The sequence below is a fragment of the Variovorax sp. DAIF25 genome, from assembly GCF_050711835.1.
Taxonomy (GTDB): domain Bacteria; phylum Pseudomonadota; class Gammaproteobacteria; order Burkholderiales; family Burkholderiaceae_C; genus Variovorax.
On the sequence record NZ_CP136636.1, the window covers coordinates 6,309,865 to 6,322,231 of the forward strand.

The following is a 12,367-nucleotide window of genomic DNA, read 5'->3' on the forward strand; positions in this document are numbered from 1 at the left end:
GCCGCGCGGACGAGCCTCGTACCAAAAAGAAAAGGGTCAACTCGTTTCCGAGTTGACCCTTGAAGAGTGGTGCGGCTGGCAGGAATTGAACCCACGACCCCTTGGTTCGTAGCCAAGTACTCTATCCAACTGAGCTACAGCCGCACAGCTTGCTATCATAGCATGTATTTTTGAGGCCCTTTCGATCCGTCGAAACAAATCTCAAAAATACGGGTGGTAGGCCGTGATGGGCTTGAACCATCGACCAACGGATTATGAGTCCGCTGCTCTAACCAACTGAGCTAACGGCCCACGTGGGCTCGATTCTATTCGCGCCGAAAAGGCGCCCTGCTACTTGCGGTGGCTCAGCGCGTTGCTGACCAGCTTGGAAGTGATGTCGACGATCTGGATCATGCGCTCGTAGGGCATGCGCGTCGGGCCGATCACGCCCAGCGTGCCCACGACCTGGCCGTCTACCTCGTAGTTGGCGCTGACGATGGACAGTTCCTCGACCGGCACCACCTGGCTCTCGCCGCCGATGAAGATGCGCACGCCCTCGGCCTTGCTCGACACGTCGAGCAGCCGCATCAGCTGCGCCTTCTGCTCGAACAGCTCGAAGGCGCGGCGCAGTTGCCCCATGTCGCTCGAGAAGTCGCTGACCGCGAGCAGGTTGCGCTCGCCCGAGATCACGACGTCGTCTTCCTGCGATTCGCTCAGCACGTCAGAACTGACCTTCACGGCCGCCTGCATCAGCGCCGCGATCTCGCCGCGCAGCGTGTCGACCTCGGACTGCAGCCGGTCGCGCACCTGCTCGATCGTCAGGCCCGCGTAGTGGGCGTTGATGTAGTTCGCGGCCTCGACCAGCTGCGACTGCGAGTAGTCGGCCTCCGGAAAGATCACGCGGTTCTGCACGTCGCCTTCGGGCGAGACGATGATCACCAGCAGCCGGCGGTCCGACAGGCGCAGGAACTCGATCTGCTTGAACACCGACGAACGCCGTGGCGCCATCACCACGCCGACGAACTGCGAGAGGTTCGACAGCAGGTGCGCCGCGTTGGCGATCACGCGCTGCGGCTGGTCGGGCGCGAGGCTCGGCGCGGCCAGGTGCTCGCGCTGCGCGGTGAGCATGGTGTCGACGAAAAGCCTGTAGCCGCGCGCCGTGGGCACGCGGCCGGCCGAGGTGTGCGGACTGGCGATCAGTCCGAGCGACTCGAGGTCCGACATCACGTTGCGGATGGTCGCGGGCGAGAGGTCCAGGCCCGAGGAACGCGAGAGCGTTCGCGAGCCGACAGGCTGGCCTTCGGCGATGTAGCGCTCGACGAGCGTCTTGAGCAGCAACTTGGCGCGGTCGTCCAGCATTGCAAGATTTTAGTGTTGTAATTTGTAGCCATGACCTCTCCCTTTCGTCACGTCGCGCTGATCGGCAAATACCAGGCTTCCGGAGCCCGGTGCGGCGAGCGCGACAGCGTGATGGAAGGCATCGCGAGTTTTCTCGAATCCCGGGGCTGCAAGGTCTACGTCGAACAGCCGCGCGGCGACGACGAACCGGCCCAGGCCCTGCCCACCGGCGACCGCTACGAGGCCCTCACGGTCGAGCAGATCGGCCAGCAGTGCGACCTCGGCCTGGTGGTCGGCGGCGACGGCACCATGCTCGGCATCGGCCGGCAGCTCGCGGCCTTCGGCATCCCGCTGATCGGCATCAACCGGGGCCGGCTCGGCTTCATCACCGACATCCCGCTCGACAACTTCCAGGCCACGCTGATCCCGATGCTGGCCGGCGAATACGAGGAAGACCACCGCAGCCTGATGCACGCGCAGGTGATGCGCGACGGCGCCGTGGTGTTCGATGCGCTCGCGATGAACGACGTGGTGGTCAACCGCGGCGCGACCTCGGGCATGGTCGAGCTGCGGGTGTCGGTGGGCAAGCATTTCGTGGCCAACCAGCGCGCCGACGGCCTGATCATCGCGTCGCCCACGGGTTCGACGGCCTATGCGCTGTCGGCCGGCGGGCCGCTGCTGCATCCGGCGGTGCCGGGCTGGGTGCTGGTGCCGATCGCGCCGCACACGCTGTCGAACCGCCCGGTGCTGCTGCCCGATGCCGACGAGATCGTGATCGAGCTCGTGGGCGGGCGCGATGCCAGCGCGAATTTCGACATGCAATCGCTGGCCTCGCTCGCGATCGGCGACCGCGTGGTGGTGCGCCGCTCCGATTTCCGGGTGCGCTTCCTGCACCCGCGCGGCTGGAGCTATTTCGACACCCTGCGCAAGAAACTGCATTGGAACGAAGGAGGTTCCTGAGATGGCGCTCAGACGCATCGCACTGCGCGATTTCGTGATCGTGCGATCCCTGGAGATCGACCTGTCCGACGGCTTCACGGTGCTGACCGGCGAAACCGGCGCGGGCAAATCCATCCTGATCGACGCGCTGCAGCTCGCGCTCGGCAATCGCGCCGATGCGGGCGCGGTGCGCGAAGGCGCCGAGCGGCTCGACGTGAGCGCGGAGTTCGACAACGACCCGGCCTTCGTGGCCTGGCTCGACGAAGGCGGCTTCGAGGCGGGCGATGCCCTGCTGCTGCGCCGCACCGTCGACCTGCAGGGCCGCAGCCGCGGCTGGATCAACGGCAGCCCCGCCACCGCGACGCAGCTGCGCGACATCGGCGACCGGCTGCTCGACATCCATGGCCAGCACGCCTGGCAGAGCCTCACGCGGCCCGACGCGGTGCGCGGCCTGCTCGATGCCTACGCCGGCGTGCGCACCGATGCGCTCGACGCCGCCTGGCAGGGCTGGCGCCAGGCGCTGTCCGCGCTCGAGCGTGCGCGCGGCACGCAGGATTCGCTGCAGCGCGAGCGCGAACGGCTGCAGTGGCAGATCTCGGAGGTCGCGAAGCTCGCGCCCGGCGCCGACGAATGGGAAGAACTGTCGGGAAGCCACACGCGCATCTCGAACGCGCAGGCGCTGATCGACGCCGCCCAGGGCGCCAGCCACGCGCTCGAGGACGAGGACAACGGCGCGCTGGCCGCGCTCTCGCGCGCGGTCACGCTGCTGCAGAACTGCGAACACATCGAGCCCGAGTTTCGCGCGCTCGGCGAGGTGCTGTCCTCCAGCATCGCGCAGGCCGCCGATGCCGCGCACTCGCTGCACGGCTACCTGCGCGACGCCGACACCGACCCGCAGCGTCTGGCCGAACTCGACGAACGCATGAGCCTGTGGATGTCGCTGGCGCGCCGCTACAAGCGCCCGCCGGTCGAGCTGCCGGCGCTGCTGGCCGGCTGGCAGGCCGAGCTGCAGGCCCTCGACGCACAAAGCGACCTCGAAGGCCTGGAACGCGCCGAGCAGACGGCGCAACAGGCTTACCTGAAGGAGGCCCGCGCGCTCGGCAAGCTGCGCAAGCAGGCCGCGCCCAAGCTGGCCCAGGCGGTCACGCAGGCGATGCAGGGCCTGGGCATGCAGGGCGGCCGCTTCGAGGTCGATCTGCAGCCGCTGGCCCAGCCGGGCAAGGCCGGTCTCGAGGAGATCGCCTTCCTGGTCGCCGGCCACACCGGCAGCACGCCGCGGCCGATCGGCAAGGTGGCCTCGGGCGGCGAACTCTCGCGCATCGCGCTCGCGATCGCGGTCACCACCAGCCAGCTCGGCGCCGCCCAGACACTGATCTTCGACGAGGTCGATTCGGGCGTCGGCGGCGCGGTCGCCGAGACCGTGGGCCGGCTCATGAAGCAGCTGGGCCGCGACCGCCAGGTGCTCGCGGTCACCCACCTGCCCCAGGTGGCGGCCTGCGCCGACCACCACCTCGTGGTCGCCAAGCGGCAGACCGCGGGAACCACCGGCAAGGATGGTCCGCGCACCGAGAGCGGCGTGTCGCTGCTCGACGACGACAGCCGCGCGAACGAGATCGCCCGCATGCTGGGCGGCGAGAAGGTCTCGCAGACCTCGCTCGCCCACGCGCGCGAGATGCTGGGCCACAAGACACCGGCGGCCACCTCATGAAGGCGGCGCGCCAAGACCACGGGGCTGCGCGATGAGCCTCGACCTGGTGCTCATCACCGGCATGTCGGGCTCCGGCAAGTCGGTCGCGCTGCATGCGCTCGAGGACGCGGGCTACTACTGCGTCGACAACCTGCCGCCCGAGCTGCTCACGCCCTTCATCGCGCTGCAGCACGCGCAGAACGCGCAGCGCGTGGCGATCGCGATGGACGTGCGCAGCGGCGTCTCGCTGCCGATCGTTCCGCAGCAGCTCGAGGCGCTGCGCAACGACGGCGTGTCGCTGCGCTCGCTGTTCCTCGACGCGACCACCGACGCGCTGCTGCGCCGCTATTCGGAAACCCGGCGCCGCCATCCGCTGTCGAGCCAGGAAGGCCGCACCGACGTGCCCGACCAGCAGCGCGTGCTGGTGCAGGCCATCGAGCTCGAGCGCGAGCTGCTGGCCGACCTGCGCGAAGGCGCCGACGTGATCGACACCAGCCTGATCCGGCCGGCGCAGCTGCAGAGCTACGTCAAGTCGCTGATCTCGGCGCCGCAGAGCCGCCTGACGCTGGTCTTCGAGTCCTTCGCATTCAAGCGCGGCGTGCCGCTCGATGCCGATTTCGTGTTCGACGTGCGCATGCTGCCCAACCCGCACTACGTGCCCACGCTGCGGCCGCTGACCGGCCGCGACGCGCCAGTGGCCGACTGGCTGCGCGAGCACGACGACGTGGCGCGCATGTACGAGGACATCGAGCAGTTCCTCACGCGCTGGCTCGATGCGCTCGCGCGCGACCACCGCAGCTACGTGACGGTGGCGATCGGCTGCACCGGCGGGCAGCACCGCTCGGTGTTCCTGGTCGAGCAGCTGGCGCGCAGCTTCGGCGCGCGCTGGGGCGCGCTCAAGCGGCACCGCGAACTCGACGCGAGCTGAAGAAAAAAAGGGCGAGGGGCCGAGGGCCTCAGCCCCCGGTGTTCTCGAGCAGCTTGCGCACCGGCGCGGGCAGCCCCAGGCCCAGCCATTCCGAGGCCTCGACCCAGCGCGCCGCATCGCCCTGCGGCGTTCCGCCATCGATGCGCACCGGATGCAGGTGCAGGTCCTTGTGGGTCAGCACATGCACGAAGGGCGCGAGGTCCTCGCAGCGATCGCGTTCGACCGCGGGCAGCGCGGCCAGCAGTTCGTCGCGCGAATCGAACACCGGCAGGCAATGCAGGCCGGCCCAGATGCCCTTGGCGGGCCGCTTCTCGAGCCACACGCGCCCGCTCGCATCGCGCGCCAGCAGCACCCACAGCGACTGCGCCGTGCGCCGCAACTTGCGCGTCTTGACCGGATAGCGCTCGGGCGAACCTTCGCGCCGCGCCACGCAGCTGTCGTTGACCGGGCACAGCATGCAGCTCGGCTTGCGCGGCAGGCAGACGGTGGCGCCGAGGTCCATCTGCCCCTGCGTGTAGCTCGTGATCGCCTCGCGGTCGTCGGCCGGCGGCAGCAGCCGCGTCGCATGCTCCCAGAGCAGGCGCTCGCTGGCCGAGGAGGACAGGTCCTCGCCGAAGCCCAGCACCCGCGTCAGCACGCGCTTCACGTTGCCGTCGAGGATGGCGACGCGCTCGCCGAAGCAGAAGGCCGCGACGGCCGCGGCGGTGGAACGGCCGATGCCCGGCAAGGTCGCCAGTTCGGCGGCCGTCTGCGGGAAGCTGCCGCCAAAGCGCGCCATCACCTCCTGCGCGCAGCGGTGCATGTTGCGCGCGCGGCTGTAGTAGCCGAGGCCGCTCCAGAGCCCGAAGACCTCGTCCTCGGTGCCTTCGGCCAGCGCCCGCACGTCGGGAAAGCGCTCGAGGAAGCGCGCGAAGTAGCCGAGCACGGTCGTGACCTGCGTCTGCTGCAGCATCACCTCGGACAGCCACACGCGGTAGGGATCGCGCGTGTTCTGCCACGGCAGCTCGCTGCGGCCATGGCTGCGCTGCCAGGCGACCACGCGCTCGGCGAAGTGCGCCGGGAGTTTCAAGGCGGCGGGCGCGGCAGCCTCGGGGCTGCGCTTGCGCGTGCGCGCGGCAACGGTCGCCGGCACGCCGTGCTCAGGCCGCGGCACGCAGCTCGCCGGCCGCGGCCGCCGTGGCGGACGGCTTGCCCTGCTGCGCGATCAGCGCGGTGAATTCGCTCAGGCGCTGCTGCAGCCCGGCCAGCGCGCTCTCCTGCGCCGCCAGTTCGAGCAGCCGCTCGTCGAGGCTGCCGGCCGCGTTCTGGATGCGCTCGATCGCCTCGATGCGCTTGCTGAAGTTGCGACGGCGCTCCTTGAGCTGCGCATCGATCTGCGCGCTGGCTCCCTTGCTCCAGCGCTCGACCTCGGTCATGGCGGCCTCGTTCACCAGCCGCAGCCGGCTCGCGAGCGCGCGCACCAGCTTGTCGCAGAAGTCGGCCTGCGCGAGCTTGAGCATGTTGCCCACGCCCAGGTAGTGGATGTGGCTGCGCTCGATCTGGCTGAGCTCCTGCTCGAAGCCGCTGAGGTCGGGCTCGGCCGGCGCCTGCAGGGTGAAACCCTGCTCGGCATTGAGCTGGCGGAAGGTGGCATGCAGCATCGACTGGATCTCGGCCGTGGTCGCCTGCACCTCGCGCAGGTTGTTGCGCAGCGAGTCGAAGGTCTCGCCGTACACCTTGCGCACGTTGAACTTGACGCCGGGGCGCTTGAGCGCGGCCGACAGCCGCACCATGTCGGCCTTGAGCGCCGTGCGGCCCAGCACCGCGTAGACCTCGCGCAGCAGCTTGCCCTGCACCGAGCGCAGCGCCAGGATGCGCGCGTTGCTGCCCTCGAACTCGTTCTGTTCCTGGTCGATGCGCGCGCGCATGTGCCGGATCACCGACACGTTCTTGCCGCGCAGCCCCTGCAGCTCGAGCGCCTGCTCGGCCAGGTCGCGCTGGCGCACCTTGAGGATGCGCTCGGCCTCGGTCCGCAGCGCGGCCATGCCGGCATCGACGGCCAGCCGCAGCATGGTCTCGCGCTTGCCGAGCACGCCCTGGCCCAGCAGGGCCTCGAGCGCGGGCAGGCGGCTGGCCTCGAGCAGCCGCGCGTCGCGGTGCACCTTGGCCTGCAGGCCCTTCTGCGCCGACACCGGCAGCACCTGCGCGAGCGGCACGTCGAGGTGCTTGGCGGCGACCTGGCGCTGCTGCTCGATCTGCTGCTCGATCTGCGCGTGGGTGCTCAGCGTGTCCCACAGGGTGTCGATCTTGTTGAGCACCACGAAGCGGGTGTCGCTGCCTTCGTTCTCGGTCACGAGGTGCTCGCGCCAGATCGACAGGTCGGAGCGGGTGACGCCGGTTTCGGCGCCGAGGATGAAGACCACCGCATGCGCCTGCGGGATCAGGCTCACCGTCAGCTCGGGCTCGGCGCCGATCGCGTTGAGGCCCGGGGTGTCGAGGATCACCAGCCCCTGCTCGAGCAGCGGATGCGGCATGTTCAGCACGGCATGGCGCCAACGCGGGATCTCGACCCGGCCCTCGGCGTCCTGCACCGGGTTGTCGTCGGGCGTCTCCTCGTTCCAGAAGCCCAGCGCGCGTGCCTCGTCCTGCGAGACCCAGCGCACCTCGGCCACCTTGGCCATGGCCTGGGCCAGCCGCTCGGCATCGCCGACATCGATCGCGATCTCGGTCCAGCGCGCGGGCTGGTCGCGCCAGTAGGCGAGCGAATGCGGTTCGAGACGGGTTTCGATCGGCAGCAGGCGCAGCTTGGGTGCCAGCATGGCGTCGTAGCCGAGCTCGGTCGGGCACATGGTGGTGCGGCCCGCGCTCGCCGGCATGATGCGCCGCCCGTAGCCGGCGAAGAAGATCGCGTTGATCAGTTCCGACTTGCCGCGCGAGAACTCGGCGACGAAGGCCACCATGACCTTGCTGGTGCGGATCTGCGATTCGAGCCCGCGCAGCCGCTCGGCCACCGCCTGGTCGAGCAGCTCGTTCTCGGTCAGCCAGCGGGACAGCCACTGCAAGCGGTGGGCGAAATTGCTCCGCCACGCACCGTGCTGGTCGAGTTGTTGGTTGAAGGAGCGGCTCAAGGTGGAAATGTAAAAACTTTCTTACAAATATAACATCGCAATCTGAAAACCGGGTGACCGGTACGCATTGACCTCCGGCCGTGCTGCGGCACTGCGACCGATCATCGGACTACTTCTGGCACACCGGACAGAAATAGGTCGAGCGCTGCCCCTGACGCAACAGCCGGATCGGCGTGCCGCAGACCCTGCATGGTTCGCCAGCACGGCCGTAGACCGTGGCCTCGAGCTGGAAGTAGCCGTTCTGGCCGTCGATGGAAAAGTCGCGCAAGGTGCTGCCGCCCTTCTCGACCGCCCGCGCCAGGATCTCCTTGACCGCGGCATGCAGCCGCGCGGCGCGCGGCCGGCTGATGCGCGCGGCCGACAGCGTGGGACGGATGCCGGCCTGGAACAGTGCCTCCGAAGCGTAGATGTTGCCCACGCCCACCACCACGTCGCCCGCGAGCAGCACCTGCTTGATCGCGGTGCGGCGCTTGCGCAGGCCGGCATGGAAGGCATCGAGGTCGAAGGCCTCGCCCAGCGGCTCCATGCCGAGCCCGCCGAGCAGCTTGATCGCCCAGGGCGCGGCCTCGTCGTCGACGTAGACCACGGCGCCGAAGCGGCGCGGATCGTTGAGCCGCAGCGTGCCGCGGTCGGTGACCAGGTCGAAGTGATCGTGCACGCCGGGCTCGGGCAGGGCGGCATCGAAACGCAGGCTGCCCGACATGCCCAGGTGCAGCAGCAGCAGGCCCACGTCGAGATCGATCAGGAGGTATTTGCCGCGCCGGCGCACCTCGCGCACGCGGCGACCCACGAGCAGCTCGGGCGCCACCATCAGCGCCCAGCGCAACGGCTTGCCGATGCGCACCGCATCGATGCGCGCGCCAGCGATGCGGTCCGCGATTCCGCGCCGCGTGACTTCGACTTCGGGTAGCTCAGGCATGGGGCTCCAACAACTGCAGGACACGAAGCCCCACGCGGTGCTCGTTCAAATGCATGGATTATTATGGTTCGATGATTCCATCGCCCCGCCGACACCGCCTTGCGGCGGCCGCGTCACTCGTGCTCCTGGCCTGCGCCGCCCACGTTCACGCGCAGTCCTCCGACCCCGCCGCGCCGGACAGCCCGGCTCCCATCATCGAACGCAGCGCGCCGCCCAAGCCGGCAACGCCCGCGAGCCCGCAGCCCGCCAAGCCGCCCGCGCGCACGGCGCCCGCAAAGCCCGCTGCAGCGGCCGCCGCGGCCGATCCCGCGCCGCAGCCTTCGGCCCTGAGCGCCGACATGTTCTACGAGATCCTCATGGGCGAGCTCAGCGCGCGCTCGGGCGATCCCGGTTCGGGCTACCAGTACGTGCTCGATGCGGCGCGCAGGCTGCGCGACGGCAAGCTGTTCCAGCGCGCGATCGAGATCGCGCTGCAATCGCGCTCGGGCGACGCGGCCCTCGCCGCGGCACGCGCCTGGCAGGACACGGTGCCCAACTCGCGCGACGCGCGCCGCTTCGAGCTGCAGATCCTGATCCTGCTCAACCGCATCGGCGACACGACCGAACTGCTGCGCGCCGAGATCGCGGCCAGCCCGCAGGTCGAGCGGCCGCTGCTGATGGCCGTGATCGCGCGCAACTACTCGCGCGCCACCGACAAGAAGCTCGCCGCCTCGGTGGTCGAGCAGGCGCTGGTCGACGAATTCAAGAATCCCGCGACGGCGGGCATGGCCTGGGCCACGGTGGGCCGGCTGCGCCTCAATGCCGGCGACAACTCGGGTGCGCTCGAGGCCGCGCGCAAGGGCCAGCAGGCCGACCCGGCCTCCGATGCGCCCCCGGCGCTCGCGCTCGAGCTCATCGATCCGGGCCAGCCGCTGGCCGAACCGATCGTCACGCGCTACCTGGCCGGCAACCCGAAGGCTTCGCCCGAGCTGCGCGTGGCCTATTCGCGCGTGCTGGTCGAGAACCGCCGCTACGCCGAAGCCTCGAGCCAGCTGCAATCGCTGACCGTCGCGCGCCCCGAGCTCGCCGAACCCTGGCTGCTGCTCGGCAGCCTGCAGGCCCAGGCACGTCAGGACGCCGCGGCCGAGACCTCGCTCAAGCGCTACCTCGAGCTGGCCAGCAGCCAGCCGGCCGCCGCCGCGCAGGCCGAGGCCGGCGACCGCAACCGCGGCGTGACGCAGGCCTACCTGCTGCTGTCGCAACTGGCCGAGCGGCGCAAGGACTTCACCGGCGCCGAGCGCTGGCTCGCGCGCATCGACAACACCGACGACCTGGTGATCGCGCAGACGCGCCGCGCCGGCCTGCTGGCGCGCCAGGGCAAGCTGCCGCAGGCACGCGAACTCGTGCGCGGCCTGCCCGAGCGCACGCCCGAGGACAAGAAGCAGAAGTTCCTGGCCGAGGTGCAGCTGCTGCGCGACGCCAAGCAGTTCCAGGCCGCCTACGACATGCTGGCCCAGGCCTCGGCCGCCGCGCCCGACGACACCGACCTCGTCTACGACCAGGCCATGATGGCCGAGAAGCTCGACCGCCTCGACGAGATGGAGCGGCTACTGCGCCGGCTGATGCAGCTCAAGCCCGAGAACCAGAACGCCTACAACGCGCTCGGCTACTCGTTCGCCGATCGCAAGATCCGGCTCGAGGAAGCCCGCACGCTGATCCAGAAGGCCGTGCAGCTCGCGCCCGAAGACCCGTTCATCGCCGACAGCCTGGGCTGGGTCGAGTTCAGGCTCGGCAACACCGCCGAGGCCATCCGCATCCTCGAGGCCGCCTACAAGACGCGCCCCGATCCGGAGATCGGCGCCCACTTCGGCGAAGTGCTGTGGAGCATCGGCCAGAAGGACCGCGCGGTCACGATCTGGAAGGAAGCGCTGCTGAGCGACGCCGACAACGAAACCCTGCAGGAAACGCTCAAGCGCCTGCGGGTCAAGCCCTGAGATGGCGGCGCTCGTGGCCTCCGGCGGCGCGCGGCCCGATGGCGGCCGGCGTCTGCTGCTGACGGCAATCGCTACTTTTTCCATAGCGGGATGCGCGCAGTTGACGGGCGGCTCGAAGGCCTCCGTGCCGCGCGCGACGAATGCCTGGAGCGGCCGCATGTCGCTGCGCGTGGACAGCGAACCGGTGCAGACCTTCTCGGCGCTGTTCGAGCTGCGTGGCTCGCCCGAGACCGGCGAGCTCTCGCTCACCACGCCGATCGGCAGCACGCTGGCCCAGTTGCACTGGTCGCCCGGCGAAGCCCTGCTGAAGAACGGCAGCGACACGCGGCGCTACGCCTCGCTCGACGCGCTGATCGAGGCCGCCACCGGCGCCGCGATCCCGGTCGCCGCGCTGTTCGGCTGGCTCGAGGGCCGCAACGACCCCGTGCCCGGCTGGCGAGCCGACCTCGGCCAGCTCGCGAGCGGCCGGCTGCAGGCGCTGCGCGAGACACCGGCGCCGCAGGCCGACCTGCGCATCGTGTTCGAGCGCATGCCGGCGTCATGAAGGCGATCTACGACCTTCCCGCTCCGGCCAAGCTCAACCTCTTCCTCCACGTCACCGGCCGGCGCGACGACGGCTACCACCTGCTGCAGTCGGTCTTCATGCTGATCGACTGGTGCGACACGCTCCACGTCGAACTGCGTGGCGACGGCCAGTTGAGCCGCGAGGACCTGACCGTGCCGCTGCCGGCCGACGACCTCGTGCTGCGCGCCGCGCGCGCGCTGCAGGCCCACGCGGCGCCGGGCCAGGGCGCGCACATCGGCGTCGCGAAGCACGTGCCCTCGCAGGCCGGCATGGGCGGCGGCTCTTCCGATGCCGCGACCTGCCTGCTGGCGCTCAACCGGCTCTGGAACCTGCGGCTGCCGCTCGCGGAGCTCTCGCGCATCGGCCTGTCGCTGGGCGCCGACGTGCCGTTCTTCCTCTCGGGCCACAACGCCTGGGTCGAAGGCATCGGCGAGAAAATTCGCCCGATCGAACTGCCGTCGGCACGCTTCGTTGTGGTCAAACCACCCGAAGGACTCGATACCCGTTTAATTTTTTCTGCAGATGATCTGCAACGGGCAAGTCCTGTTGCTATAATCACGGGCTTTGCTGCAGTACGCGAACAGCACGCAGATCAAAACCCCTTACGCCTCGGCGAGGAAGTTTTCGATTTCGGCCACAACGACCTGCAGCCGGTTGCCCAACGGCTCTGTCCCGCGATCACCGACGCCATCAATTGGCTCGGCGCCCAGGGATTCGATGCCAGGATGACCGGCTCCGGAAGTTCGGTGTTCGCCAGAATGCAGCAGGAACCGCAGAACGCGGAACTGCTTTCGGGCCCCACGGGCTGGCAGGTTCGCCAATGCGACAATCTGGCCGCTCATCCACTTCGAGGTTGGGCAGCCTGAAAAACTGATCGGAGCGCCCAGGCGTTTCGATGCGACATATATCGGTAGGCGGTGCAAACCGTCGAC

The 12,367-nt window shown here is 69.4% G+C and carries 10 protein-coding genes and 2 tRNA genes; 6 read left to right on the forward strand and 6 right to left on the reverse strand.

Annotation, left to right across the window (positions count from 1 at the left end; all coding sequences use genetic code 11):
- Positions 1–67: 67 nt before the first annotated feature.
- The 3 genes from R0232_RS29215 to hrcA all read right to left on the reverse strand — a co-directional run bounded on the left by R0232_RS29215 (position 68) and on the right by hrcA (position 1,338).
- A tRNA-Arg gene (locus tag R0232_RS29215) sits at positions 68–144 on the reverse strand.
- Between the two features lie 70 nt (positions 145–214).
- Positions 215–291, reverse strand: a tRNA-Ile gene (locus R0232_RS29220).
- A gap of 39 nt (positions 292–330) precedes the next feature.
- Positions 331–1,338: a heat-inducible transcriptional repressor HrcA gene (gene hrcA / locus R0232_RS29225; RefSeq protein WP_093341149.1), complete on the reverse strand. Its 1,008-nt coding sequence runs from the start codon at positions 1,336–1,338 to the stop codon at positions 331–333.
- A 30-nt stretch (positions 1,339–1,368) separates the two neighbouring features.
- Between hrcA and R0232_RS29230 the strand changes: the two genes are divergently transcribed.
- Genes R0232_RS29230 through rapZ form a run of 3 tightly spaced genes read left to right on the forward strand, consistent with a single transcriptional unit; the run spans position 1,369 to position 4,871 of the window.
- Entirely contained in the window at positions 1,369–2,277 is a 909-nt protein-coding gene (locus tag R0232_RS29230) for an NAD kinase (RefSeq protein ID WP_431510331.1), read from the forward strand.
- Position 2,278: 1 nt separating this feature from the next.
- Positions 2,279–3,964 carry a DNA repair protein RecN gene (recN, locus tag R0232_RS29235; protein ID WP_431510332.1) on the forward strand — a complete coding sequence of 562 codons (1,686 nt, stop codon included), beginning with the start codon at positions 2,279–2,281 and terminating at the stop codon, positions 3,962–3,964.
- Positions 3,965–3,995: 31 nt separating this feature from the next.
- Complete coding sequence (gene rapZ, locus R0232_RS29240) at positions 3,996–4,871, forward strand: RNase adapter RapZ (RefSeq protein WP_057595151.1); 876 nt, start codon at positions 3,996–3,998, stop codon at positions 4,869–4,871.
- A 28-nt stretch (positions 4,872–4,899) separates the two neighbouring features.
- On the opposite strand, the gene mutY is transcribed toward rapZ, so the two are convergent.
- The 3 genes from mutY to mutM all read right to left on the reverse strand — a co-directional run bounded on the left by mutY (position 4,900) and on the right by mutM (position 8,897).
- On the reverse strand, positions 4,900–5,940 hold the full coding sequence (gene mutY, locus R0232_RS29245; RefSeq protein ID WP_431512934.1) for an A/G-specific adenine glycosylase: 1,041 nt from the start codon (positions 5,938–5,940) through the stop codon (positions 4,900–4,902).
- 70 nt (positions 5,941–6,010) lie between these two features.
- Positions 6,011–7,978 (reverse strand): dynamin family protein, encoded by a 1,968-nt coding sequence (locus tag R0232_RS29250; RefSeq protein WP_431510333.1) that lies wholly within the window; start codon positions 7,976–7,978, stop codon positions 6,011–6,013.
- A 109-nt stretch (positions 7,979–8,087) separates the two neighbouring features.
- Complete coding sequence (mutM, locus tag R0232_RS29255) at positions 8,088–8,897, reverse strand: bifunctional DNA-formamidopyrimidine glycosylase/DNA-(apurinic or apyrimidinic site) lyase (protein ID WP_093341156.1); 810 nt, start codon at positions 8,895–8,897, stop codon at positions 8,088–8,090.
- 71 nt (positions 8,898–8,968) lie between these two features.
- Here mutM and R0232_RS29260 point away from each other — a divergent pair, with 71 nt between their 5' ends.
- The 3 genes from R0232_RS29260 to ispE all read left to right on the forward strand — a co-directional run bounded on the left by R0232_RS29260 (position 8,969) and on the right by ispE (position 12,301).
- Entirely contained in the window at positions 8,969–10,870 is a 1,902-nt protein-coding gene (locus R0232_RS29260; protein WP_431510334.1) for a tetratricopeptide repeat protein, read from the forward strand.
- A gap of 124 nt (positions 10,871–10,994) precedes the next feature.
- Positions 10,995–11,414, forward strand: a complete 420-nt coding sequence (locus R0232_RS29265; RefSeq protein ID WP_296791239.1) for a lipoprotein insertase outer membrane protein LolB — start codon at positions 10,995–10,997, stop codon at positions 11,412–11,414.
- Positions 11,411–12,301 (forward strand): 4-(cytidine 5'-diphospho)-2-C-methyl-D-erythritol kinase, encoded by an 891-nt coding sequence (gene ispE / locus R0232_RS29270; RefSeq protein ID WP_431510335.1) that lies wholly within the window; start codon positions 11,411–11,413, stop codon positions 12,299–12,301. The genes R0232_RS29265 and ispE overlap by 4 nt, the downstream gene beginning before the upstream one ends.
- Positions 12,302–12,367: the final 66 nt, after the last annotated feature.

What these genes read in the sequence shown, in the direction of transcription:
- mutM (WP_093341156.1), bottom strand. Translation starts at nt 8,897, where the DNA reads ATGCCTGAGCTACCCGAAGTCGAAGTCACGCGGCGCGGAATCGCGGAC.
- ispE (WP_431510335.1), top strand. Translation starts at nt 11,411, where the DNA reads ATGAAGGCGATCTACGACCTTCCCGCTCCGGCCAAGCTCAACCTCTTC.
- R0232_RS29260 (WP_431510334.1), top strand. Translation starts at nt 8,969, where the DNA reads ATGATTCCATCGCCCCGCCGACACCGCCTTGCGGCGGCCGCGTCACTC.
- recN (WP_431510332.1), top strand. Translation starts at nt 2,279, where the DNA reads ATGGCGCTCAGACGCATCGCACTGCGCGATTTCGTGATCGTGCGATCC.
- rapZ (WP_057595151.1), top strand. Translation starts at nt 3,996, where the DNA reads ATGAGCCTCGACCTGGTGCTCATCACCGGCATGTCGGGCTCCGGCAAG.
- hrcA (WP_093341149.1), bottom strand. Translation starts at nt 1,338, where the DNA reads ATGCTGGACGACCGCGCCAAGTTGCTGCTCAAGACGCTCGTCGAGCGC.
- R0232_RS29230 (WP_431510331.1), top strand. Translation starts at nt 1,369, where the DNA reads ATGACCTCTCCCTTTCGTCACGTCGCGCTGATCGGCAAATACCAGGCT.